Origin of the sequence: Treponema vincentii F0403 (assembly GCF_000412995.1) — a bacterium.
GTDB lineage: Bacteria > Spirochaetota > Spirochaetia > Treponematales > Treponemataceae > Treponema > Treponema vincentii.
The window spans coordinates 59,173-82,894 of the sequence record NZ_KE332512.1 but is presented as its reverse complement, the minus strand read 5'-3'; the positions used below and the strand labels follow the sequence as shown (position 1 = coordinate 82,894).

Annotated in this window: 20 protein-coding genes; 13 read left to right on the top strand and 7 right to left on the bottom strand. The window is 44.4% G+C overall.

Annotated elements, in window-relative coordinates:
* Nucleotides 1–57: 57 nt before the first annotated feature.
* On the bottom strand, nucleotides 58–5,541 hold the full coding sequence (locus HMPREF1222_RS00445) for an InlB B-repeat-containing protein (RefSeq protein ID WP_016517737.1): 5,484 nt from the start codon (nucleotides 5,539–5,541) through the stop codon (nucleotides 58–60).
* Nucleotides 5,542–5,776: 235 nt separating this feature from the next.
* Between HMPREF1222_RS00445 and HMPREF1222_RS00440 the strand changes: the two genes are divergently transcribed.
* The 9 genes from HMPREF1222_RS00440 (at nucleotide 5,777) to HMPREF1222_RS00405 (ending at nucleotide 14,175) form a co-directional block, all read left to right on the top strand.
* Nucleotides 5,777–7,006, top strand: a complete 1,230-nt coding sequence (locus HMPREF1222_RS00440; protein WP_006188734.1) for an SPFH domain-containing protein — start codon at nucleotides 5,777–5,779, stop codon at nucleotides 7,004–7,006.
* Nucleotides 7,007–7,030: 24 nt separating this feature from the next.
* Nucleotides 7,031–8,233: a TFIIB-type zinc ribbon-containing protein gene (locus HMPREF1222_RS00435; protein ID WP_016517736.1), complete on the top strand. Its 1,203-nt coding sequence runs from the start codon at nucleotides 7,031–7,033 to the stop codon at nucleotides 8,231–8,233.
* Complete coding sequence (locus HMPREF1222_RS00430) at nucleotides 8,227–9,150, top strand: TPM domain-containing protein (RefSeq protein WP_016517735.1); 924 nt, start codon at nucleotides 8,227–8,229, stop codon at nucleotides 9,148–9,150. Before HMPREF1222_RS00435 ends, HMPREF1222_RS00430 begins: the two co-directional genes overlap by 7 nt.
* A gap of 209 nt (nucleotides 9,151–9,359) precedes the next feature.
* Nucleotides 9,360–10,250: a DUF4349 domain-containing protein gene (locus HMPREF1222_RS00425; protein ID WP_016517734.1), complete on the top strand. Its 891-nt coding sequence runs from the start codon at nucleotides 9,360–9,362 to the stop codon at nucleotides 10,248–10,250.
* A gap of 290 nt (nucleotides 10,251–10,540) precedes the next feature.
* Complete coding sequence (locus tag HMPREF1222_RS00420) at nucleotides 10,541–11,761, top strand: alanyl-tRNA editing protein (RefSeq protein ID WP_016517733.1); 1,221 nt, start codon at nucleotides 10,541–10,543, stop codon at nucleotides 11,759–11,761.
* A gap of 138 nt (nucleotides 11,762–11,899) precedes the next feature.
* Nucleotides 11,900–12,730: a CPBP family intramembrane glutamic endopeptidase gene (locus tag HMPREF1222_RS00415; protein WP_016517732.1), complete on the top strand. Its 831-nt coding sequence runs from the start codon at nucleotides 11,900–11,902 to the stop codon at nucleotides 12,728–12,730.
* 31 nt (nucleotides 12,731–12,761) lie between these two features.
* Complete coding sequence (locus HMPREF1222_RS13050) at nucleotides 12,762–13,139, top strand: alpha/beta fold hydrolase (protein WP_016517731.1); 378 nt, start codon at nucleotides 12,762–12,764, stop codon at nucleotides 13,137–13,139.
* A gap of 11 nt (nucleotides 13,140–13,150) precedes the next feature.
* On the top strand, nucleotides 13,151–13,675 hold the full coding sequence (locus HMPREF1222_RS13045; protein WP_016517730.1) for an alpha/beta fold hydrolase domain-containing protein: 525 nt from the start codon (nucleotides 13,151–13,153) through the stop codon (nucleotides 13,673–13,675).
* Between the two features lie 2 nt (nucleotides 13,676–13,677).
* Nucleotides 13,678–14,175: a GNAT family N-acetyltransferase gene (locus tag HMPREF1222_RS00405; RefSeq protein WP_016517729.1), complete on the top strand. Its 498-nt coding sequence runs from the start codon at nucleotides 13,678–13,680 to the stop codon at nucleotides 14,173–14,175.
* A gap of 65 nt (nucleotides 14,176–14,240) precedes the next feature.
* Here the strand turns inward: HMPREF1222_RS00405 and HMPREF1222_RS00400 are convergent, their stop codons facing one another.
* Together HMPREF1222_RS00400 and HMPREF1222_RS00395 are read right to left on the bottom strand one after the other, a co-directional pair.
* Nucleotides 14,241–14,561: a helix-turn-helix domain-containing protein gene (locus HMPREF1222_RS00400; RefSeq protein ID WP_016517728.1), complete on the bottom strand. Its 321-nt coding sequence runs from the start codon at nucleotides 14,559–14,561 to the stop codon at nucleotides 14,241–14,243.
* Nucleotides 14,554–14,913 (bottom strand): type II toxin-antitoxin system RelE/ParE family toxin, encoded by a 360-nt coding sequence (locus tag HMPREF1222_RS00395; RefSeq protein ID WP_038076722.1) that lies wholly within the window; start codon nucleotides 14,911–14,913, stop codon nucleotides 14,554–14,556. The genes HMPREF1222_RS00400 and HMPREF1222_RS00395 overlap by 8 nt, the downstream gene beginning before the upstream one ends.
* 162 nt (nucleotides 14,914–15,075) lie before the next feature.
* Here HMPREF1222_RS00395 and HMPREF1222_RS00390 point away from each other — a divergent pair, with 162 nt between their 5' ends.
* The gene (locus tag HMPREF1222_RS00390; RefSeq protein WP_016517726.1) at nucleotides 15,076–15,531 is read left to right on the top strand and encodes a histidine phosphatase family protein; all 456 of its coding nucleotides are present in this window, start codon (nucleotides 15,076–15,078) and stop codon (nucleotides 15,529–15,531) included.
* On the opposite strand, the gene HMPREF1222_RS00385 is transcribed toward HMPREF1222_RS00390, so the two are convergent.
* The gene (locus tag HMPREF1222_RS00385) at nucleotides 15,528–16,400 is read right to left on the bottom strand and encodes an IS3 family transposase (RefSeq protein WP_280452028.1); all 873 of its coding nucleotides are present in this window, start codon (nucleotides 16,398–16,400) and stop codon (nucleotides 15,528–15,530) included. The two genes, HMPREF1222_RS00390 and HMPREF1222_RS00385, sit on opposite strands and share 4 nt — an antisense overlap.
* A gap of 23 nt (nucleotides 16,401–16,423) precedes the next feature.
* The gene (locus HMPREF1222_RS00380; RefSeq protein WP_016517724.1) at nucleotides 16,424–16,696 is read right to left on the bottom strand and encodes a transposase; all 273 of its coding nucleotides are present in this window, start codon (nucleotides 16,694–16,696) and stop codon (nucleotides 16,424–16,426) included.
* A 523-nt stretch (nucleotides 16,697–17,219) separates the two neighbouring features.
* Between HMPREF1222_RS00380 and HMPREF1222_RS00375 the strand changes: the two genes are divergently transcribed.
* The 3 genes from HMPREF1222_RS00375 (at nucleotide 17,220) to HMPREF1222_RS00365 (ending at nucleotide 19,288) form a co-directional block, all read left to right on the top strand.
* Nucleotides 17,220–18,254, top strand: coding sequence for a S66 family peptidase (locus tag HMPREF1222_RS00375; protein WP_016517723.1), 1,035 nt, complete (start codon nucleotides 17,220–17,222; stop codon nucleotides 18,252–18,254).
* Between the two features lie 68 nt (nucleotides 18,255–18,322).
* Nucleotides 18,323–18,619 carry a hypothetical protein gene (locus tag HMPREF1222_RS13040; RefSeq protein WP_006187586.1) on the top strand — a complete coding sequence of 99 codons (297 nt, stop codon included), beginning with the start codon at nucleotides 18,323–18,325 and terminating at the stop codon, nucleotides 18,617–18,619.
* 117 nt (nucleotides 18,620–18,736) lie between these two features.
* Nucleotides 18,737–19,288: a hypothetical protein gene (locus HMPREF1222_RS00365; RefSeq protein WP_016517721.1), complete on the top strand. Its 552-nt coding sequence runs from the start codon at nucleotides 18,737–18,739 to the stop codon at nucleotides 19,286–19,288.
* Between the two features lie 362 nt (nucleotides 19,289–19,650).
* On the opposite strand, the gene HMPREF1222_RS00355 is transcribed toward HMPREF1222_RS00365, so the two are convergent.
* Nucleotides 19,651–20,295, bottom strand: coding sequence for a PDC sensor domain-containing protein (locus tag HMPREF1222_RS00355; RefSeq protein WP_016517720.1), 645 nt, complete (start codon nucleotides 20,293–20,295; stop codon nucleotides 19,651–19,653).
* Between the two features lie 304 nt (nucleotides 20,296–20,599).
* Nucleotides 20,600–23,362 carry a pyruvate, phosphate dikinase gene (gene ppdK, locus HMPREF1222_RS00350; protein ID WP_016517719.1) on the bottom strand — a complete coding sequence of 921 codons (2,763 nt, stop codon included), beginning with the start codon at nucleotides 23,360–23,362 and terminating at the stop codon, nucleotides 20,600–20,602.
* Nucleotides 23,363–23,722: the final 360 nt, after the last annotated feature.

Sequence of the window (23,722 nt, the reverse complement as noted above, 5' to 3'; positions counted from 1 at the left end):
ACTATACACGGAATTGCAAGAAAATGCAAAGAAGCAATTTACGAGGCGGTTGCTTCACTATTTCTTCAATGTTCCATCACTCTTTATTGACCATATTTCCGCACTATTCGGCGTTACGGTAAATTTAGCACACTCCGCGGGAGATGCTTGGAGAACCTTTGCCCCAACAGTATAGTTTTCGAGCGTAATACGTGCAACATTTCCTATTGCATTTAAAGAGCCTGATATCGTGATAAACTTCCCTTCTCTTAGGAAAACATCGTTCTTGCTTGGATCCACCGTAATAACCGTAGAACCCGACATATTGAAAGCTTTACTGTGCTCAGCAATGTAGATGCCGCCGCCGGTCTTTGCCTCGTTGTCGGTAACGGTGGTATTGGTAAGCGTAAGCGTTTCATCGCTTTCATCGCTATAGATTCCTCCGCCTCTTCCGGCGTTGGTATCTTCAGTAAAAGCTCTATTATTCTGGATCGTAACATTGTCCATAGTACAAATACCCGCATTATACATTCCGCCGCCGTCATGTGGTACCCTATTTTCTTTAATTTCGGCATACTTTATATCTGCATTCCCATAGTGATAGAGTCCTCCGCCGTAGTCAGCTGTATTCTTTGCAATAACAACGGGTTTCTCTTTAGATCCTTTGATTGTTAATTTACCGAGTTTGGATACTTTATCTACAAAAATACCGCCACCGTTGCTATTGGTACCCCTTGCCTCATTTTGGAGAATTTTTACGTCCTGTTTGAGAATACACTCAGCCTCTTCGCTGACGAATATACCCCCGCCTTTCGGTGCTTTACACTCTTCAACAATCACCTTTTCCAGCGTACATGTTCCTTTATACAGATATACACCGCCGCCGGCACTATCTGTGCCGGTTGCTTCACAGTTTTTAATCGTTACATTCTCCATTTTAAGGGAACTATTCCCCGCGACATACACACCACCGCCGTTACCCGTGCCTGTTCCCAGATTAATAGCGCTGTTACCGATGATTTTTGTACCTGCTTCTAAAATACATTCGGCACCTCCATTGACAAAGATACCGCCGCCCTGTCCCGCATAGTTACCTTTGTTTGAATCATCATCGCCGATGGTACATCCTGTTATAGTAACTTTAGCGCCTTCGCTATAGATAGCGCCGCCCCCGCCGCTTGTGATTGTCCCCCCCGCTGAATTATTTATAAAAGATCCGCCGGTTATAGTAAGAGTTCCACCTTTGACGTATATGCCGCCCCCTCTCAGCGCACTGCAGTTGTCAACAGTTACACTTTCTACTTTACATTGGACATTATTAGCATTATACAGATGTATACCGCCGCCGGCACCATTACCTTCGCACTTTTCAATCTTCGTGCCGTCTTTTATGCTCACCGTTCCTTTCGGCTCCTGAATATCAATACCACCGGAAGAAGCGGAACCTGTTCCCTTACACTTTTCAATTGTACAGCCGGTAAGCGTTAGATTTTTGCCCTTATTAAAGTAAATACCAGCAGCATTATCTTGAGTAGTTGTGCAATCCTTAATCGTTACCTTCGTCATCATAAGGGAACAATTCTCCGCAACAGAGACGGCGTATTGTTTAGCATTGCTGAGCGTTACATTTTCAAGTGTTAAGGTCTTACCACCACTCACCTCAAAAATACTTTTAACCTTTGAAGCATAAGTAGGAAAAGTTCCCGTACAATCTGCGTTCAAAGTATACGGATTACTGTCTTTTGATTTTATGGTGATATTCTTATTTACCGTTATTGTAGATTCAGAGCTGCCTCCTTTATACGTAATATCCTGTGTTACTTCGATAACGGTACCGTCGGAAGCACTTTGTACTTTAGTCCGTAACTCTTCCCAATTACTTACCGTTACAACCGGACTCTGACCGCCAACTGCCTCAAGCTCGCCGGAAGCATTTATCTTCCATTGATCGGCATGAAATCCCACAAGCGTAAATTTACCTATATTGTCGGAAGTGAGGCTTCCCTCAAGTACTTTTCTGCCTGCAGAAAAAGCCGGCATCGATACCCCGGCTGCCGTTGGCAAGGCTTCGAGATTTCCGTCGACAGTTATACAAGCACTTGCCACCGACAAATGAATATTATTCCCGGCTCCTACCTTTGCAGAATCTTTAAGAGTTATGCCTCCTGTTACCATTATTGCAGCTGCATCGGTACTGCCGTCTGCTGTTTTATTATCCTTGATAACGGAGCTTCCTTCCACAACGAACCGCCCCGTAAACGGAATGTTTGCAGCAGCAGCGCTTCCGCTTGTAAGACAGCTATTATTTTCGACAATAGAATCTGTAAGTGTACAATTTCCTGCTATTGCTAAGGCGCCGCCGCTCATTGCCTTACATTCTGTGATGATGCAGTTCGCCAGTTGGCACATACCGCCATTCAGTACATGTATTCCTCCGCCAAGGTTTGTCAGAATGTCTCCACCAGCCTTACCGTTTTTCAGGATAATATTTTTCAACGTTAAGGTTCCGCCTGAAGTAACCTTAAAAAATCTCCCCTTTTCATTTGCATCCAAGGTATATCGAGAATTACCGCTTGAAGATTTACGTTGTATGGTGACGGCTTTATTTATTTCAATTTCGCTTGCTTCTTCGCCGCAGCTCAGATTATCTCCAATATTAATAATAGTACCGGAAGCAACATGCTGTACAACATTTTTCAGTTCTTTATATGTTGTAAGCGCATCTTTAACGTGGATGTACAGTACAGTTTTAATACTGTCATCGGTGCCTTTTTTTGCCCAAACGGTGAGCTTGTAAGCATTTCCATCGGCAGGAAGACTTATTTCAGTTCCTTCAGTCTCACTTCCCGCATCAATCTGATAGTATGCTGTTGTAGCGCCGGAACCGGTAATCGAAAGCTTTGCCTGACCGCTCTCTTTATAGATAATCAGCGGGGTTGTATGCGTATAGTGCCCTGAATCAAGTACAAGATTGTCCATACCGCTTTCTTCGTACGATTTTTCTTCCGCGGAGATGCCTTCCTTTATACGCATACCCGGCTTGGGAATCTCTTGCCACTGCGCCGTGTATTCCGCATTTGCTGCAGGGAATACGAACGGTGAAGGCAGTGCAGGTAGCCAGCCGTTAAAGGTATAGCCTTGTCTGGTCGGTACAGGCGCGGTAAATGTTGCTCCGAATTTACCGGACAGAGGAACATCAGCCGTACTACCGCCGATATTTCCGCCTGCGAGCTTAAAGGTTACGGTAATGAGCTTCCTCTTATATTTGACTTCAACAACTGTCGTTCCGTCCCCGGCAATCGTTTTCTGTTCAAAGGGGAGCGGCTCAAAACCTGCATAGGCATTCGCCGTAGCTGTTGTGAGTTGCCCTGTAGTACCATTCAATGTTTGAGTAGCACTGGGAACGGTAGGATAATTATCATCATCAATATTTTGCTGAAAGTGCTTTACCGTGTACGATACCCCTCCCGCCGGATCCCATTTTGCATAGAGGGTGATGTCGGATGTTACCGTACCGGAAGCGAAATCCCATGCAGTTGTGCAGGCATCGTCAGTGCACCAGTTTTGGAAGCTATACCCCGCCGGTGCGGTAGGGTCGGCCGGTTTTGAAATCTTAGAACCGTACTGTACTTTTTGAGCAGGTATACTGCCTCCGCCCTTGGAGTCAAAGGTTACCGTGTACGTGTTTGCCTTCCACAGTGCGGTGTATATTGTGTCTTCCGCAGGGAATGCCGGAGGCGAAGGCAGCGCAGGCTTCCAACCGTTAGGGGTGTAGCCGTCTCTGGTCGGTATCGGCGGCTCAAACGATTTTCCGAATTTACCGGGTCCAATAACATAATCCGGCTTGCCGCCGATGATTCCTCCGTTAAGCTTAAAGGTAAGCGTAATCTCCTTCCGATTGTAGTACACCCTTACAACCGTGTCTCCTGTTGCGGCGATTGTCGGAGCACTAGGCTCTTGATGATCGAATGTAAAGCCTTCATAGTGTTTACGCGCCACGGCAATGAGCGCTTCGGCTTCCCCTTTCAGAGACTGCGTATCAGCGGAAACAAGCGTGTAGTCATCATCGTCAATGTTTTGCTGGTAATGTTCTATTTTATACGGCGTGTTACCGTCCTTTGTCCACTGCGCAGTGTATTCCGTATCCGCTTTCGGGAACACCGGAGATGAGGGCAAGCTCGGCAGCCATCCGCTAAAGTTATACCCATCCTTTGCGGGGTCTGCAGGTTGGGTAAACGGAGTTCCCGGAGTACCGGTCATGGTTATAGCGTCCGTTTTGCCGCCGATATTTCCTCCTGCAAGGTTAAAGGTTACCGTGTGTTTAAGTAAAATGTTATAATAGACTGTCTGCGGGGCAGTTGCCGCGAATCCTTCGCCGTCCGTGTAATATTCCAGCTTATACGTCTTTTCGTTTTTGCCCTTTAACGGCATATCGACGGTAACGGAAACAATTCCCGTCTGTTCGGGTTCAGCTTCTTGTCCGATTTCCGTCAGCGTACAGTGCACCACCGTATTGGGAATCTTCGAAGAAACCGAAACTGCAGCTCCGTCGCTATCTGCCCCTATAATAATGGGCTCGGCTGCAGTGCCGCTTTTCTCTCCGGTCGGGTCCCCTTTCGTAACCTTCCATTCTTCCTTCGGCAGCTTATTCGGGCTTGTACTCGCTTTCAGTTCAGATGAGGTAAAACCATTTGTATCCGTCAGTTTAACCGTATAATCTTTTTTTGCACTCCCGGTCTTTACCGCAGCATCGGTTTTAAAATAGAGAACCCAACCGGAAGGAATATCCGCAGCATCGTGTTCATCAAGCGGAACGACGTCCGTTATATCCAAAAAGGCATCACTCTCCGGCTTTACAAAGCCTTGTTGCTCCTCATCTATGGAAAGAGGATAGCGAATACCGTTTATTTCAATACCGGCAATATCCTTGTGCAGAAGTCCGCCGGTAATTTTCGTATCCATATCGGGCACTTGTAAACATAAAACATAGTAAGCATCTTCGCCGGGAACAGCGGCGGATGTCTTTGCAACGGCATAGTACTTTATTGTAGGAGGCGGCGTATTTACCTTGAGTTCAAGCGTAATCGTTTGTTTAAATACCCTGCCGTCATTAGTATAGAGCATAATTGCAGGGGCGATATTTCCGCTGCTCCATTCATGCTTCCGTAAAAAGGCCGGGGTATAAGTCAGCTCAAGCGTGCTGCCCGAAATTTTTTTAAATACATAATCATCGCCTGCTTGGAGCGCAGATACATCCGCTGCATTTTGAAGGTGCGGAAAGGTTATAATATCGGCAGGAGCATCGGACTCTCCGGGCATTTTAAAATCAAAATTTTTAGGATTACGGACAGTAAAGGTAATCGTTACCGGGTCTTTTGAAGAAACACACAGAGCTCCTTCGGCATCGGTTTGAGTTGCCGTATTGAACACATAGCCCGCAATAGATGCTTCCGTTGTCCAATAGCTTAGATACTCATCGATATCAGCCGTGTAGTTTTTACAGGCAATGGAAAGGTATAAAGTCAAAACTAAAAAGATAATATTCCGCACAACTTTTTTCATGTAAAACCCCGGCAGAAATTACTCCTGCAAAAGCGGCATTCCTTTATTCTACTTCATATTAATCAAAAAGGGAAGAAAAAAATATGGAAAATTTTAAGCAGGGGAACGGAATTCATAATTAAGAATTATGGATTGCCATGCTTTACCCTCCGGCATTTTATCGATTATAATTCATTATAGTGACAATCTAAAGCTCGGTTTGAAAATACAATACAGCGATAAAAAGGAGAATGCTATGGGATTGATAACGGCGGCGCTCAGCGCGGTAGGCGGCGGTTTAGCGGATCAATGGCTTGAGGTCGTTGAAGCGGATGATATGGGCGAAGGTATCGTGCTGGCTAAAGGGGTGCCGGTACGAACCGATAGGCGCAACAGGAATACGAAAGGTTCAGGCGATGTTATTTCCAACGGGTCGATTATCCATGTGAATCAAAATCAGTTTATGATGTTGGTAGACGGCGGAAAGATTATCGATTACACGGCGGAACCGGGATATTTTAAGGTTGATAACAGCTCGGCGCCGTCCCTTTTCAGCGGCAGCTTCGGTGAAGCATTAAAGGAAACGTTCAGCCGCTTTAAATTCGGCGGTACGACACCGATGAAGCAGGAAGTTTTCTACGTCAATCTACAGGAAATTAAGGGCATTAAATTCGGTACGCCCAATCCGCTGCAATATTTCGATAATTTCTACAATGCGGAGCTTTTTTTGCGGGCGTTCGGAAACTACTCCATCAAGATAACAGATCCCATCAAATTCTTTAAAGAAGCATGTCCCCGGAACGCAACCCACGTGCATATCGACGAGATAAACGAGCAATACCTAACCGAATTTTTAGAGGCGCTGCAAGCGGCGATCAGTCAGATGTCGATGGACGGGGAGCGGATTTCGTTTATTCCTTCAAAAGGAACGCTCCTCAGTAAGCACATGTCGCAAATCCTCGATGATTCTTGGAAAGAGCTGCGGGGTATGGAGGTGCTGGCGGTCGGTATCGCGAGCATCACGTATGACGACAGCTCTAAAGAACTGATCAACATGAGGAACAAAGGGGCAATGCTCGGCGATCCTTCCATCCGCGAAGGGTATGTGCAAGGCTCGATTGCGCGGGGGATGGAAGCTGCGGGCTCCAACCAAGCGGGAGCCGGTATGGCGTTTATGGGCATGGGAATGGGCATGAATGCGGGTGGAAACTTTATGGGACAGGCAAGCCAGACCAATATGCAGCAGATGCAAATGCAGCAGGCGGCGCAACAACAAGCGACTCAGCAGCATTCTGCGGTAGCGGGGCAATCCGCTCCGGGAAAAGCGGCAGGTGAATGGTTCTGCACCGAGTGCGGCCATAAGAATACCGGTAAGTTCTGCGCGGAATGCGGCGCCCCGAAGCCTGCAGGAAATACCTGCCCCTCATGCGGCGCCGAACTCAAAGCCGGAGCCAAATTCTGCTCCGAATGCGGTTCAAAACTCTAACAACGCTGCGTACGAGGAAGCTCTATGGACATAATAAATTACAAATGCCCTGCCTGCGGGGCGCCGATCGAATTTAATCCGCGGCTTGGAAAATTCAAGTGCGGATACTGCTTTACCGAGCATACCGAAGAAGAGCTGACCGCCTATCTCGAACAGCTGCAAGCAAAAGCTGCCGCAGCTGCCGGAGCCGGCGCTGCACCGAAAGCAGGCTCGGCAAGCGGTGATGCTTCTGCTGCAGGCAGCGCCGCGGCTGCGGCGGCTGCCGGAGCCGGCGCTGCACCGGGAAGCGGAAGTACCTCCGCCGATACTCAAGGCGGCACTTCCGGCGATGCGGGCGGCAACACCGGTAACGGGCAGCAGACGGTTAAGGTATACCAATGCGCCAACTGCGGTGCGGAGGTCGTTGCGGGAGACACCTCAACGGCATCGTTTTGCTACTACTGCCACAGTCCGGTTGTCATAACCGACCGGCTGCAGGGCGAGTTTAAGCCCGACCGCATCATCCCGTTTAAGGTTGATAAAAAGACCGCCGTACAAAAATTTCTGGAATGGGCGGGAAAGAAAAAATTCACCCCGAATGACTTTACGAGCGAAATGCAGCAAGAAAAAATCACCGGCATGTACCTTCCGTACTGGCAGGCGGATATCGATGCAAAGGTGGACTACCATGCGGTCGGCGTTACCGTTACCCGCTGGACGAGCGGAGACCGGGACTATGTCAAAACCGATAAATACAAAATCGACCGCACCGGCGATATTGCCGTAAACAATCTGCAAAAACTCGCTTTTTCAAAAATCGACGAATCCTTACTTAACACCATTACTCCCTACGACGAATCGGAAATAAAGAATTTTTCCGCCGGTTATTTGGCAGGCTTTTTTGCCGAGCAGTACACCGAAGACAAAGCAGCGGTAACACCCGCGTTAATGGCGCAGGCAAAAAGCACCGCGGCTGCGCTTATCCGGGAGTCTACTTCCTGTGCGCATTTTGAATCGGAAAAAGACGCAACCTCATATACCGTCCGCGCTCAACGGTATGTGCTGCTTCCCTCGTGGATTCTTACCTATATCTATCACGGTAAGCCCTACGTTTTCGCCGTGAACGGTCAGACCGGCAAAACCTGCGGGGAATTGCCGCTGGATAAGGCAAAGGTTGCGCTGACGTCAGGCATCCTCGGACTCGTATTCGGGACGCTCATGTTCTTAGGAGGGATGTTTATATGGTAATGCCGGTACTGACAAAACGAAAAACCGCTGCACTCGTTGCGGCGCTTTTCTGGTGCGTGCTTCCCTTTATGCTCTGTGCCGATCCGTCCGCCGCGGGCGAATCGGATGGGGATGCAGCCGAATGGAATGCGGACGCTACGCAGGATGCAGCGTTTATCGAAGCGGATGATGACCTGTTAATTGCAGCAGAAAAATATGCCGGAGCACCGGTCGCCGATATGGCGGGGATACTCAGTCGGAGCGAAATAAGCGGCATTGCAGCGCGCCTCACGGACTTTTCCGAAAGCGTAAAAACGGATGCGGCGGTGGTACTCGTCCCGGACACAGGGATTAGGACGGCAGAAGAATACGCGGATGATTTCTTTGATTACGGCGGATACGGCACTGGAGAAGACCGCGACGGGATACTCTTGCTTATTGTAACCGGCGGGGAATCAGGCGGCAGAAGGGAGGTGTATATTTCCACATCAGGCCCGCGCACCATCCGTACCGTTACAGACTCTCGTGTCGAAGATTTGCTTGACGCACTCATCGACGGGGGATTGGCAGCCGGAAACTCCCCCGCCGGCATCGATGCGTATATCGATGAACTGCACGCAATCATCAAATCACCGGAAGAAGCAGCCGCTGCAAAGCTGAAAAGCAGCCTGCTATTTGCGCTCGGTACCGGTGTTTTTGTATTTTTAGTCAGCTTCTTGGTGTTATGCAAGCGCTATAAAATCGCCGGCACAAAACCGTATTACAATAGAGCTGAACAAACGACAGTACATTTCGATTCTACACATGACCCGCTTATCAGCACCAATACGGTCAGCACGGTGCGGCCTAAAAACAACAATTCAGGCGGCAGCTCCGGAAGCTCCACTCACACATCCTCAAGCGGACGTACACACGGCGGAGGCGGCAGGTCGTTTTAAGTAGTCAATTCTGTGATGCGAGTTGTTTTGTACGGGAAATATCGGGACGGTTTTTTTTCTATGCACTATATTCTCCGTAGACTTTGGAGCAAAAGACGAATATCATTCAATCATTACTGCCGCAAATTACATCTAAGGGGAACCTCTGAAAACTGAAGTTTTTAGAGGTTCCCAATAAGTCATCTCGAAAAACTAGGGAGCATTATCGTATGAAACGTCATTGTATTTTCCAATTATTTTTTATACTGCTTGCAGGAATAACGCTCTGCAGTTCCTGTGCAAAGAATGCTGCAGAACAGAAAGCATTGGCACGTACAAGTTTTGCACAACGTACGGAAGCTGCAAAAAATATCTTATCCGAAGAAGAAGCGGCGGCAGATACCGCCTATATGGAAGACAATGCCTTAGCCGATATGCAGCCCTCGGGTTCCGATGTCATACTCGAACGGCAGCTGATAAAAGAAGGCTCGATCAATTTTGAAACGTCAGACATAACGGAAACCCGTCAGCATATCGAAACGCTCGTACAAAAATACAAAGCCTATATCAGTCAAGAAGACGAACGGACTACTGCTTCGCGAATCTATCAGGATATTACCGTTAGAATACCCAAGACGCACTTTGATTCATTTTTGTCGGAACTGTCCGGTGATATTAAAAAATTTGATAACAAGTCCGTTACCGTGCAGGACGTTACGGAAGAATTCGTCGATATTACAGCACGCCTTTCCGTAAAAAAAGAAACGGAACAAGGATATCTGCGGCTTTTGAATCAAGCAAAGACAATAAAAGATATCCTCGATATTCAAAATGAGCTACAGGATATACGGTCGGATATAGAATCGATAGAAGGCAGACTGCGGTATCTGAAAAATTCCGTTAATTTCAGCACGCTGCATATCAGCATGTACCAACAGATAGAAGCCGCATCGGAAGCAGGCGCATTCTTTATGCCGGTATGGGATGCAATAAAAGGCGGAGTACAGGCCTTTGCCGCAGTCTGTATCGCACTGTTGTACGGCTGGGTATTTATCGCGTTGGGAATAGCCGCAATGCTTATCATACTGCGTTTGAGGAAACGGCGGCGGAAGGCAGGGTAAATGCATCAGACCGTCTTTTTAACAACCCCGCGGAAAAATTGATACTATTCGACCAGAGTTGAACCTCTTCGCGGTTCAAATGGTCTCACAGTCTCAATTTTTCCGCGATTTTTATCTACTTTACCTGATACGTTTATCCTTCTTAAAAAAAATAGCACAAAATTTTGTGCAACCGGAAGGTAACCGCATCAGATAGTTTTAAGCGTTTACCTTATATTCGGCAAATAAAAGATGATTGGATTTATTGCCGTATCGGAGTATAATGAACTTATTCGACACAAGGAACATTTATGGAAAACTTTAATGCACTGTATTATCAAAAACCGTATATCAAAGAATTCGATGCAACGGTAACTGCTTGTTTAAAAACCGAGAGAGGGTATGAGATAGAACTGTCGGATACGGCATTTTATCCCGAAGGGGGCGGACAGCCCGGCGACAGGGGCAGCCTTATTGCGGAAGGACAACCTGAGAAGACTGTCCGAATATCGGATACGCAATTTGCAGGTGAACGCATCGTGCATATTGCCGACGGAGAACTTACCGTGGGAACAAAGGTTCAGGGAGTATTGGACTGGGTAAACCGCTGCGACAATATGCAAGGACATTCGGGCGAGCATATCCTTACCGGCATCCTCGCGCAAACCTACGGGTACGAAAACGTCGGTTTCCACATGGGCGAAAGTTTTATCACCATCGACTTTAGCGGTCCGTTGACTGACGAGCAGGTACTCGATGCGGAACAGCGTGCCAATGAAATTGTCCGTGCAAATCTTCCAATTCAAGAAAGCTTTCCGAATACGGAAGAACTCAAGACAATGCAGTACCGCAGCAAGAAAGAACTTTCGGGTACCGTACGCATTATCACCATTCCGGGACTTGATGCATGCGCCTGCTGCGGCACACATGTTACAGCAACGGGCGAGATCGGTTTGATTAAAATTCTCAACTTTACGAACCGCAAAAAGGGAGTCCGTTTGGAAGTGCTCTGCGGCAGAAAGGCGGTTCTTGCATATCAACAAGAAACGGCACAAGTACGGGCTATCTCCCGCTGCTTATCGGCAAAGCCATCCGAAGTGCAGGATGCGGTGGAAAAATTAAATGCCGAAAAAGGAAAACTCCAGCAGCAACTCCATGAAATGACCGAAAAATATCTAAAGCAGAAAGCGGAGTCGGCGGCAGATGTTGAGAACGCACCTCTTTATTTTGAAGATAATCTCAGTATCGAATATCTGCGCTCGTTCTGCAATCTGCTTTTAGCGACAGGAAAAATGCACACTTGCGCAGCATTATCAGCGGTTGCCGTTGAACCGGAAGGACTACAACCGACAGCATACAATTACGTCATCGTCAGCAATGCCATCGATTTAAAACCGCACATAAAAACATTAAACCAACAGCTCAACGGCCGCGGCGGCGGAAGCAGTTCTGCCATTCAAGGAACGTATTTTGCGGGGAAGGAAATTATTGAGGAAACGCTTACCGGCTTGTTGAGCAGGGCACGAGGATAGTATCCTGTATAACTAGATGAATCAGCCATAGGGGAGGAGCACTTTGAAAAAGAGATTAACACTATCATCATGGAAAGGCAGATTAACTGTCATTGCCGATAAGAATGAAGATGAAGAAATCATGGGAGAAAATAAGAAATGACGAAAATCAATAAACCCTTATTTGCCGTTCTTGTGATTTATATATTGTGCTTTATATTCCGATTTATAGAGTATTTTATTATTCGTACGGATCAAACATTTTGGGGAGAGGCATTTTTACACAAACTTTTGGGGATAGTTGTTTTATTCATAGCAGCTAGATTATATAACTTTAAAGCGCAAGATATCGGATTTAATAAAAATAGAGCTGTAAAATATACATTGATGGGATTGCTGTTTGGAATTTGTATATATGTATTAGCTTATAGTATAGAGATTGTTATAGCTGTTTCAAATAAAAATTTTCAATCATTACAATTATATGTCAGTTCTTATTCTGTAGATAAAAATATAGGAAATCAAACTTCACTACTCTTTTTTGTAATTTGTATTATCGGGAATATCATTAATGTGATTATGGAAGAAGGGATATTCAGAGGCCTGTTTACAAAAATGCTTGAGAAAAATCATACATTTTTTGTATCTGTGCTTATTACTTCTGTTTTGTTTGGATTATGGCATTTTATCGGACCTGTAAGAAACTATTTTGACGGCAGCAGCAGTATTGAAGGTATGTATGTAAATATTATTCTGTTGGTTACTGCGTCCGGATTTATCGGATTTAAATTTGCTTTATTAACAAAATTGACCGGCTCTATTTATATGGCAATGGGTGATCACTTTGTAAATAATACAATCATTAATATTTTTCATATTGTTTCTTCTACGGGGTGTGATGAATTGATATTTTTAAGAATTGCAATTGCCCAATCCGTGTCGTTTATAATTGTTCTATTTGTCTATCTGCATAAAAAAGATTGTAGGTAGTAAAGTCTCCACACGAATGAAGGAGCGCTGCATGTATACAAACGATGAAACATGGCAAAAACTTCAAGCGTTTTTGCCCGAACGCAACAGGATAAGCATTTCATGCGCTCCTTCCGAAATGTTCAGCACATTCGGCAGGACGAACATCCATCTCGACGTATACAACGAACATAGCAACAACGGTGTTACGCTCGTGCTGTTCCACGGTGTCGGCGGGAACGGCCGGCTCCTGTCGTTTATTGCAGCTCCTCTGGCAAAGCGCGGCTATAAGGTTGTCTGTCCGGATTTGCCGGGGTACGGCTATACCGAATACGAGGGCATACCGTCTTATAAAACATGGATCGAGACAGGCGTTCACATCGTACGACAGGAATTACAGCGCTCCAAAAAGATTTTGTACTGGGTTTGAGTGCAGGAGGCATGCTCGCATACAATGTTGCCTGCTTGGCTCATGGTGTTTCCGGCGTTATCGTTACCACCCTGTTAGATAATCGCTTAAAGCCGGTGCGTAACTATTCGGCAAAAAACAAATTGCAGGCGCGTATCGCTTTGCCGCTTTTACGTTTTATACCGAAGCAGATAAGGCACTTTAAAATTCCGGTAAAGGCGGTAACGAATATGAATGCAATCGTCAATAACGACCGGGTACTTTCTTTGTTGCTGCAGGATAAAAGGGGAACAGGATTTTCCGTGCATCTTGGTTTGTTATGTTCGATGATGGAAAGCATTCCTGCCGTAGAGCCTGAAGCATTTGAAATTCCGCTTTTGCTTTGTCATCCTGAAAAAGATCGCTGGACACCCGAATGGATAAGCCGCCTCTTTTTTGATCGCATACGGAGTCAAAAACAACTATGCACGCTTAAAAACGCGGGGCCGATTGAACAGCCGGGTATTACACAGCTTGAAGAAGCCGTTGTGTCGTTTATAAAAAAATTATCGAGGTGATTATGGTATTAAGAAAATATGAAGCGCAAGATTCCAAAATCATTTGCAGTTGGATTAAGAATGCAAAGCAACTTTATCAATGGTCTGCCGACAGAATAGGGCGGTTTCCGCTGAGCGGCAATGAGTTAAATGAATACTATAGTTCGAGGAACGGTAAACAGTCTATCATTCCTCTTTGCGCCATTGACGGATGCAGCGTAATCGGTCATTTATTTATCCGATACCCAAACAAAGACGATAAAACGATCGTGCGATTCGGTTTTATTATACTTTCGCCTGAAAGCAGGGGGAAGGGAAGCGGAAAGAAAATGGTAGAGCTTGCAATAGAATATGCAAAGACCGTTTTGCATGCTTCAAAAATAACATTGGGAGTGTTTACGAATAATGAGCGTGCACGGCATTGTTATGAATCCGCCGGTTTTCAACCAACAGGAAAAGTTATAACCTACATGATGCCGGATGGCGCATGGGAATGTATTGAAATGGAATTGAATATCTAACTTTGAGGTCGATTATGAACATACAAGATTTTTTGAACGCAGTATTAAAACAGGATGCCGAACAATTACGCAGTTGCTATTTTTTTTACAAAAGGCAGTGTTTCAAATGTTTTATTTTCCAGCATACTGATTAAACGGCAAGCCGTACCGGTTGGACGATTTGTTCCTTTTTCCCATGCTTCTACCGTCTTAAGTGACACACCCATGTAATTTGCAAACAAAACCTGTGTCATCCCAACGGAATTTCTTATGTGTTTTATTTCAATATTATTATATTTTTTTATAGGTTGAATTTCATACACGGTTTTACGGCCTTTTAACTCACCTCGTTCAATAGCAACCGCTTCATTTAAGCCGGTCATTAGATTATCAAAAAAATCACTCATGCTCTTTCCTCCAGTTCCTTGCAGCTTCTGTTTTTAAAACACCGATAGCTTTTTTTACTGCATTCTTTTCCGTATCGGTTAGATTCGTTTTTTCTTCCTTTGAAAATACCTGAATCAGATAAGTTTTTGCAAAAGTTGCAAAATCAACATAGCAAACTCTGGCACTTCCGCTTTTGCCTCTACCCTGAAAAGCAAATCGAATTTTTTTCAAACCGCCTGTTCCAATCATCACATCGCCTGCCTCCGGATTTTTGATAAGGAATTGCTGCAATTCAGCCAAATCATCATCATTAAATCCAAGTGCAAACCACCTTTTTGTGAACGATGGCGTTTCTATAAATTCTCTTCTCATCTTATACTTTATAAAATACCCTATAAAATAGGGGTTTGTCAACGGTATTCCCTGAATACTTCCCAATCTATCTATCGATATGATATTATTCCACTCGGCGTTGAGGCAACAGTTGATGCGGATGAACAGGTTATACGGTTTGCATAAAAGAGGAGCTAAAAAATGTCATGTATTTATTTTGTAAGGCATTGTCAATCAGATCATACGAAAAGCAGCGATGAACAACTTCGGCCTTTGACGGAAAAAGGACTTGAGGACTCCCACGCAGTGTTGCATTATCTTAAAGATAAAAACATTGATGTGTTTATTTCAAGTCCATATAAACGAAGCTATGACACGATCGCAAAAGCTGCCGAATATTATCATCTACAAATAAAAACCGATGAAAGATTGCGGGAACGGAAATCAGGCAAAAACGGGAATACTTTTGAACTGTTCAAAAAGCGATGGGCGGATAAAAATTATGCGGAAGCGGATGGAGAATCGCTTTATTCCGTGCAAAAAAGAAATATCGAAGCGCTTAAAGAAATAATAGAAATCTATCGGGATAAAAATATCGTAATAGGAACTGGAATAGTCAATATTAGTGCAGTGCCTAAATACCCCAAATGTATTTAAGCAGCACTTTTTTTAGCTGCTGTTTTCCTGTATACCAGTGGAGGTAAGCCATCGGGATTTACTGTCGTGATACGTTTCGTGTTGTAATAAGCAAACGTGTATCTCCAGACGATTGTCTTGACCTCCTCCACGGTCAGTTTTGTTGTATCAAGCTGATAGATCTTTTCCTTTTTCAGCGTTGCAAACCAGCTTTCCATCCGGGCATTATCCCAGCATTTCCCAACTCCACTCATACTCTGCACCGCATGCAGCTGTCCGAGCGTCTTTTTGTACTCATCGCTTGTATACTGGCTTCCGCAATCGCTGTGAATTATCGCTCCACTTGGTATATCAAAATTCTTGTATGCCTCCGTTATCGTTTTTATACATAGTTCCTTTTTCATGTTTGTGTCCATTGCAAGAGAAATGATCTCCCCATTATAGCAGTCAAAAAGAGGTGATACGTACAGCTTTCCATCTTTGCATGGTATCTGAGTTATATCCGTCAGCAATTTTCTCAAAGGCTCTTGTGCACTAAAGTCTTGTTTGATGATATTCTGCGGTCTCATCGCCTTTTTGTCGGCTTTTGTAAGACCGTCAGGGCTTTTTCTGTCTTCATGCAGCAGATTTCCTCGTGCCATCGCGCGTCTTACCGTCGACAATGAACGCTTAATGCCCCGTTGTTCAAGTGCTATCTGCATACGCCTCACCCCATAGTTCTTGTTTTCTTCATCCTCATCGAGAATTTTATGCATTTGAGCGAGCAGTTTCTGCCATGCTTTCACTTTTTTCCTGTTTCTCTTCCATTTATAAAAACCGCTTTCGCTGACCGGAAGAACAGCGCACAGCATCCGTGCTGAAAATTGCTTGTCAGCAGTACGGTGGTGGATGTAAGCAAAAAGACCATCCTTTTCTATTTCTTCCGGTCTTGAACGAAAAAACCGAGTGCATCCTTGAGTATCTCATTCGCACTTTTAAGCTCGGCTATTTCTTTCTTGAGGCGGCTGTTCTCTCTTTGAATATCAGCATCTGTACTTTTTCCTTCTTTGTTTTTCTTTACCCGCTGCTTTCTCCAGCCTGCTAATGTTCCGTAGTTCACATTAAGCTGTTCACACGCCTTCTTCACTCCGATCTCGTCCGACAGCTTCAATGCCTCGATTTTAAAGTTCTCATCGTACCGTTTCATTGCCCTTCCTCCTCTCTTTTTCGGCAATTTTGGCGCTGCACTTTTATTGTATCACTCCAAACCCATGGTACCGCTTTAAGCACCATTCTCAATTATTATAATCCGGCATTTGGCTGCGATAGTTTTATGAGAATAATTGACTATATGCCGTATATTGTAAAACTTGAATTTGACGGAGCGCAGTATGCCGGAATGTCTGAGGAACTTATTATCAAAAAAGAATATAAATAACTCACATTAAACAACAGGAATTGATAAAAACAGAAAAGTGATTTAAAATATTCTGACCGTAATCAGAACGTAAAATAGATTTGGAAACAAATCAACACCCCCGACGCGAGCATCGGGGCACAGTGCTCAACGTTTCGCACTGTGTGTTCTATAAGGTAGTTGCAGTCGGCTTTCATACCCTTTGTTACGACGCAAAGCGTTGCCGAGAAACGGCAGGTATTAAACCCTCCGCATGAATAAAAGAAACGAAAGCATTACATACCGAAAAAAAATGATATGAGGAGTAAAAACTATGACGGTAAAAAAGATAGCGATCATTAGTCTTTCACGGGGCTTGCTCGGTGAGCCGTTTATTAAGCACGCGGAAGAATTGGGCTTTAGGCGTTTACGTGCGTATGGGATAGAAGTCGTTACTACTGCAAATGCCTGTAAAGGGATTGATTTTCTTCAAAGTCATCCCGAAGCCCGTGCGCAGGATTTATTGGATGCTTTCTCCGATCCGTCTATTGATATGATTCTGTGCGCAATCGGCGGAGAGGACACATACAAGCTGCTGCCGTATTTATTTGAGCATGATGAATTACGGAAGGCGGTACAGCATAGCAAAAAGATTTTCCTCGGATTCTCCGATACAACGATGAATCATTTTATGCTGCATAACGTCGGCGTGAACACTTTTTACGGTCAGTCGTTTGTGGCGGATATCTGCGAACTTGAAGATGAAATGCTGCCATATTCAAAAAAGTATTTTGAAGAATTGATTACAACCGGCACAATAAAAGAAATCCGCCCGAGCGATATGTGGTATGGCGAGCGTACCGCATTTGATGAATCACAGATCGGTGTAAAAAGAATGCGGCACCGGAACAATGGATTTGAATTATTACAAGGGAAGTCCGTATTCTCCGGTAAAATACTCGGAGGCTGTATTGAAACAATGTATGATATGTTTGACAACACCCGCCATAGTGACAGCCCTGCTTTGTGCCGCCGGTATAATCTCTTTCCGAGCATTGACGATTGGAACGGTAAAATACTGCTTTTGGAATCGAGCGAAGAACGTACAAAACCTGAGCTCTATCAAAAGATGTTACAAGCCTTAAACACTACCGGCATTTTTGAAGTTATAAACGGTATCCTTGTCGGAAAACCGATGGACGAAGTATATTACAAAGACTACAAACGCCTTTTAATCAGCGAAATCAACAAACCGGATTTACCAATTGTGTACAACGTTAATATCGGACACGCAACACCGCGGTGTATTATTCCGCTCGGCGTTGAGGCAACAGTTGATGCGGATGAACAGGTTATACGGTTTGCGTAATTCGCATCATCTATCTTAAAGTATGATGCCGTCGATAATTAATGACTTACACTATTGAAAATGAGTGTATGAAATTAATCCAAAAAGCTTTTTTATATAAACTTGAAGCGGAAATACGCAACGGAAAATTAATATATACACAAAAGAGGTTGCTTTCAAAAATTTCAAAGGAATGCAACCTCTATGATTTAGATGATGAAGTATATGAATCGGTATATAAAGATTGGCGCATTGGAATTATTGCTGCTATACTTTTTCTCTTGGCAGGATTTATCATAATAACCATCTATGTTAATTCAAACACAATCGATAATTTCTTGTTTTATTCGTGCGGAGGGTTTAATACCCCGACGCTTGCGTCGTAACAAAGGGTATTAAAGCCGACTGCAACCACCTTATGAGAACAACATACCCCGACGCTTGCGTCGGGGTATGTTGATTTTATCCCTGCCGTAATTCTGTCTATTCTCTTTTTTGTTACGATGAGAAAAACAGTTTATATCAATTCAAGAGCCGGTATATTTGAATTTCTCTATACTGAAGAAGCCCGCTATTTTCTCAGCGGACTGATAAGTCAATATGATACATTATATAAAAAATATAATATAAAAGAGTTTACCGGAAAATATCTTTCCGAACAATTAGAAGGGATAAAAAATGCAGTCGATTTAAAAAGTATGTCTAAAAAAGAAATAAAAGAAATTATTAATACTCATGCAGAACAGTTATTAGATTGTTTTTGTCCGCTATGCAATAAAAGAAAAGGTATAAATGCATTAACCATAAATACCGTCTTCAGTATATTGATTTTGACGTTCCGCCATACGAACATTGAAATCGGCTGCAAAGAGTGTTTAAAAGAAAAAGTAAAAAAAGCAAATATCATGTCTTTATGCTGCGGAATCTGGAGCCTTCCGTTCGGCATTCCTGTAACGCTGTTTGCAATTTTTAAAAATATACATTCTTTGAAATATCTAAACATGGATATAGCGACAAAAGCATTAAAAAAATATGTATTAAAAGCGGTAAAATAGCGAATTATACAATTTTCCGTATTGCTACACCCGCAATAGTTATTGCAGCTACGAGGAAAAGGACACTTGTCACAACGACCATACTAGTAAACTTTTTTGCAGCTCCAGTTAATTCCAACTCAGGAGCTTTAAGGATGACCGTCCATCCGGTAGTCTGCATGGTAGAATATGCAGCCATATAAGGAAGTTGCATAAACGTGTAGCGACCAACCCCTGTTTGACCGGTTAACGCAGTCTCTATAAAAACCTTAAGAGATGCAAGACTTTCATCTGCTGCTGCTTCCGATATGATATTGTACTTATTTTCTACAAAATGTTGATCCCTGTCGGCGATTATTATTCCCGTTGAACCGAGTACGGAACTATAGCCGGTATGTCCTACTGTTATGGATTCGATTTTTTTCGAGAAAAAAATCCGATGAAACAATCATGCTTAGTACACCAGTAATTTTATCACCCATGCGGATAGGAACCGCAAAGATAAACGATACGATATTTATGGATGAAAAAACAGTCGGTTCTGAAACAAAATGTTTCCCGCTTGCCGCCGCTCTAAACCATTCTTCGTTTAAAGCAGATACTCGTTCACCGCTATTTATAAAGCCGTGCCCATCCATACCACAAAACACTATTCCACGGATTGCATCGTTAAAAGCAACTTGTTCATACACTATCTTTGCTTTCTTACTATTGGGGATAGACCAATCAGTAAACACCGGCGCATGGGCCAGCACTTCGACATATTGAAAAAAAGCGGTAGTTTCTTTATCTAACATATCAGCGACCGCTTCCGTTTTATCAACCAGAGCTGTTTCTGCTTGTTCACGAACCATTCTTTTTACGGCTTTGACTGCAAAATGGCCTTGTACGACAATACCCATAATCAGCATACAGCTGATCACCGCCATCAGTTTTCTGCGCAGCCATATTTTTTCCGTTTTGTTTTTTTCAGCCTCATATCCGTCACCATTTTGATTTTCGGTATATATTGCTCTATATCTTCCCATATTAATTACCTTGCTCGTATAACTACATCCGACTCTATTTCTACAATACTGGGAACCTCTAAAAATCTCAGTTTTTTAGAGGTTTTCCTTAGATTCTTTTTGCGATGTTTTTTGATAAGTCATAAAAATATAAAGACTTATCAAAAAGACTCGTCGGACATCTCTAAAAATCTAACCGAGTTTTTAGAGATGCCCTATCGATATATTATAATGTCCGGTATCAAACTATAAAATAAAAAGGCTGCCCAAAAACTTATATTTTCAGACAGCCTTCCGGTCGCAAGTTATATCAACTAACGATTATTTACTTTTTCTTCGTTGCGGTTTTGGTAGATTTCCCCGTTTTAGCAGACTTTGTTGTCTTAGCCGTTTTTTTAGCTCCGGCCTTTTTATCCTCTATTGCAGCCTGTGCAGCAGCAAGGCGGGCAATCGGAACACGGAAGGGCGATGCCGAAACATACGACATTCCGGCACGGCAGCAGAACTTGACGGATTCCAAATCACCGCCGTGTTCGCCGCAGATACCGACCTTTAATTCGGGGCGGGTTGAACGGCCTTTTGCAATACCTTCTTTAACGAGCAAGCCAACGCCTTCCTGATCCAAAGACTGGAACGGATCGGCCGGGAATACACCGGCTTTTTGTTCATCAACGTATGCAGGTAAGAACTTCGCAGCATCGTCGCGGCTTATGCCCAACGTCATCTGTGTTAAGTCGTTGGTTCCGAACGAGAAGAACTCAGCCCGTTCGGCGATCTTATCGGCCAATAAAGCCGCGCGCGGTGTTTCAATCATCGTACCGACCAAGTATTTAATCTTAGCATCGTGCTTTTTAAGAATTGCATCGGCAACGCTGCGGACTCTCGCTTCAAGGATCGCAAATTCTTTAGGATCGATGGTCAGCGGAATCATAATTTCGGGCAGCACCGTAATACCTTTTTTATGTACGTTGCACGCAGCGGTAATGATAGCGGTTACCTGCATTTCGAGGATTTCGGGATAGGTAATTGCCAAACGGCAGCCGCGGTGTCCGAGCATCGGGTTTGCTTCATGGAGCTGTTCTACCCGTTCCTTTACACTTGCAAAGCTGATGTTGAGCGCTTCGGCCAATTTCTGCTGGCCTTCCTTATCATGCGGTACAAATTCATGCAGCGGAGGATCGATTAAGCGGATGGTAACGCCCTTTCCGTCCATAACCTTAAAGATACCTTCAAAGTCCTTGGTCTGAATCGGAAGCAGCTTAGCCAAAGCCTTTTTACGTCCTTCGGTGCTGTCCGCAACAATCATCTCGCGGATTGCAAGGATGCGCTTTTCATCATTAAAGAACATGTGCTCGGTGCGGCACAATCCGATACCCTCTGCACCGTGTTCAAGGGCAACCTTTGCATCGTCAGGCTGATCCGCATTGGTGCGCACTTTAATGGTACGTGTTTCATCAACCCACTTCATCAAAGTCTTATATGATTCAGGCTGTTTTGCCTGCACCAATTTCAGCTCGCCGACATACACATCGCCTTTGGTTCCGTCAAGTGTGATAAAATCGCCTTCCTTGAGTGTAACACCGTTGTAGCTGCATTCGCCTTTTTCGTAATCGATCACAAGTTTTTCGCATCCGACGATACAGCATTTGCCCCAACCGCGTGCAACAACGGCCGCATGGCTCGTTTTTCCGCCGGTTGCGGTCAAAATACCTTGTGCGGCATGCATACCGCCAACATCTTCGGGGCTGGTTTCCTTGCGTACAAGGATTGCCTTTTCTTTCTTTGCTGCAAGTTCTTCTGCCTTAGCGGCGGAAAAACAGATTCTTCCGGTTGCAGCGCCCGGAACTGCGGCAATTCCGCTGACAAGTAAAGCGGATTTCAAGTTGGCTTGCTTATAGTCGATGGCAGGATAGAAGATACCTTCGATATCGCTTGCCTTAATGCGCATAATCGCTTCTTCTTTTGTGATAAGCCCTTCATTTACCATATCGACTGCCATTCTGAAAGCGGCGGCAGGAGAACGTTTACCGGTACGGCACTGGAGCATATAGAGCGTACCTTCTTCTACGGTGAACTCCATATCCTGCATATCTTTGTAGTGCTCTTCCAACAGCGCGCGGACTTTGCAAAGCTGGTCATACGCTTTTTTATCTTCTTTTTCGAACTCGGAAAGTTTAATAGGAGTACGGATACCTGCAACAACGTCTTCACCTTGTGCATTAAAGAGGTAATCGCCGTAGAATACGTTTTCACCGCTATTGGGATCGCGGGTAAAGCAGACGCCGGTACCGGAGGTATTCCCCTTGTTACCGAATACCATCTGCATAACGTTGACTGCAGTGCCCTTAATTCCGACGAGGTTTTCTACACGGCGGTAGGTAACCGCTTTTTCAGCCATCCAAGAATTGAATACCGCTCCGATAGCGCCCCAAAGCTGTTCGATGGGATCTTGCGGGAATTCTTCTTTAATCTCTTTTTTATAAAGAGCCTTAAATTTTGTGATAACTTCTGCAAGCTCATCTTCATTTACATCAGTATCGCCGACTTTCTTGTCTGCAGCAATGTTTAAGCGCCCGCGGGTATGTTTTTCTTTTACCTCATCAAAAAGATCATCAAACTTAATGCGGTCAATACCCATTGCCGTGGAACCGTACATCATAATGAAACGGCGATATGCATCCAATGCAAAGCGGCGGTTCGACGTCTTCTTTGCCAAGCCTTCAACCGACTTATCGGTTAAGCCGAGGTTCAAAATCGTTTCCATCATACCGGGCATCGAAACGGGAGCTCCCGATCGGACTGAAACCAAAAGCGGATCATTCGGATCACCAAGCTTCTTACCGGCAGCTTTTTCCAGTTTCTGTAAATTTTCTTTTACAGCCTTCTCCAAGCCGGCAGGATATTTTTTATTATTTGAATAATACAATTGACAAACTTCAGTGGTAATTGTAAAACCTGCGGGAACGGGCAACTTCGCACGGGTCATTTCGGCCAAACCGGCTCCTTTACCACCAAGCAGCTGCTTCATTTCGCCGTTGCCTTCCGCCTTGCCATTTCCGAAGAAATAGACATACTTTTCTTCTGCCATGATTTCCTTCCTTAATAAAAAGTAGATAAAAATAGATTAGAGACCTATTATACAGTCCTATAGACAATGGCATTATTTTATAGTGTACGATAATTTATGTCAACGGCCGCTAAAAATGCCCAATGCAACAGCCTCAAAAATTCATATTTTTTCGGCTGTTGCATTTTAAGGGCGGTATAAGGTGAGCGTCTAAAATAGCGCCGCTCACCTTAACCGTCAAGTTCCCTTAATCGGAAACTTGCTTATTAACGTGTGCGCTTTTCGCGCACCCAATGCAACAGCCTCAAAAATTCATATTTTTTCGGCTGTTGCATTTTAAGGAAGGTATAAGGTGAGCGTCTAAAATAGCGCCGCTCACCT

What these genes read in the sequence shown, in the direction of transcription:
- HMPREF1222_RS13040 (WP_006187586.1), top strand. Translation starts at nt 18,323, where the DNA reads ATGAAATTAATCCAAAAAGCTTTTTTATATAAACTTGAAGCGGAAATA.
- HMPREF1222_RS00380 (WP_016517724.1), bottom strand. Translation starts at nt 16,696, where the DNA reads ATGAAACGGTACGATGAGAACTTTAAAATCGAGGCATTGAAGCTGTCG.
- HMPREF1222_RS00415 (WP_016517732.1), top strand. Translation starts at nt 11,900, where the DNA reads ATGACGAAAATCAATAAACCCTTATTTGCCGTTCTTGTGATTTATATA.
- HMPREF1222_RS00395 (WP_038076722.1), bottom strand. Translation starts at nt 14,913, where the DNA reads ATGAGAAGAGAATTTATAGAAACGCCATCGTTCACAAAAAGGTGGTTT.
- HMPREF1222_RS00445 (WP_016517737.1), bottom strand. Translation starts at nt 5,541, where the DNA reads ATGAAAAAAGTTGTGCGGAATATTATCTTTTTAGTTTTGACTTTATAC.
- HMPREF1222_RS13050 (WP_016517731.1), top strand. Translation starts at nt 12,762, where the DNA reads ATGTATACAAACGATGAAACATGGCAAAAACTTCAAGCGTTTTTGCCC.
- HMPREF1222_RS00375 (WP_016517723.1), top strand. Translation starts at nt 17,220, where the DNA reads ATGACGGTAAAAAAGATAGCGATCATTAGTCTTTCACGGGGCTTGCTC.
- HMPREF1222_RS00430 (WP_016517735.1), top strand. Translation starts at nt 8,227, where the DNA reads ATGGTAATGCCGGTACTGACAAAACGAAAAACCGCTGCACTCGTTGCG.
- HMPREF1222_RS00355 (WP_016517720.1), bottom strand. Translation starts at nt 20,295, where the DNA reads ATGGGAAGATATAGAGCAATATATACCGAAAATCAAAATGGTGACGGA.
- HMPREF1222_RS00405 (WP_016517729.1), top strand. Translation starts at nt 13,678, where the DNA reads ATGGTATTAAGAAAATATGAAGCGCAAGATTCCAAAATCATTTGCAGT.
- ppdK (WP_016517719.1), bottom strand. Translation starts at nt 23,362, where the DNA reads ATGGCAGAAGAAAAGTATGTCTATTTCTTCGGAAATGGCAAGGCGGAA.
- HMPREF1222_RS00390 (WP_016517726.1), top strand. Translation starts at nt 15,076, where the DNA reads ATGTCATGTATTTATTTTGTAAGGCATTGTCAATCAGATCATACGAAA.
- HMPREF1222_RS00440 (WP_006188734.1), top strand. Translation starts at nt 5,777, where the DNA reads ATGGGATTGATAACGGCGGCGCTCAGCGCGGTAGGCGGCGGTTTAGCG.
- HMPREF1222_RS00435 (WP_016517736.1), top strand. Translation starts at nt 7,031, where the DNA reads ATGGACATAATAAATTACAAATGCCCTGCCTGCGGGGCGCCGATCGAA.
- HMPREF1222_RS00365 (WP_016517721.1), top strand. Translation starts at nt 18,737, where the DNA reads ATGAGAAAAACAGTTTATATCAATTCAAGAGCCGGTATATTTGAATTT.
- HMPREF1222_RS13045 (WP_016517730.1), top strand. Translation starts at nt 13,151, where the DNA reads ATGCTCGCATACAATGTTGCCTGCTTGGCTCATGGTGTTTCCGGCGTT.
- HMPREF1222_RS00425 (WP_016517734.1), top strand. Translation starts at nt 9,360, where the DNA reads ATGAAACGTCATTGTATTTTCCAATTATTTTTTATACTGCTTGCAGGA.
- HMPREF1222_RS00400 (WP_016517728.1), bottom strand. Translation starts at nt 14,561, where the DNA reads ATGAGTGATTTTTTTGATAATCTAATGACCGGCTTAAATGAAGCGGTT.
- HMPREF1222_RS00420 (WP_016517733.1), top strand. Translation starts at nt 10,541, where the DNA reads ATGGAAAACTTTAATGCACTGTATTATCAAAAACCGTATATCAAAGAA.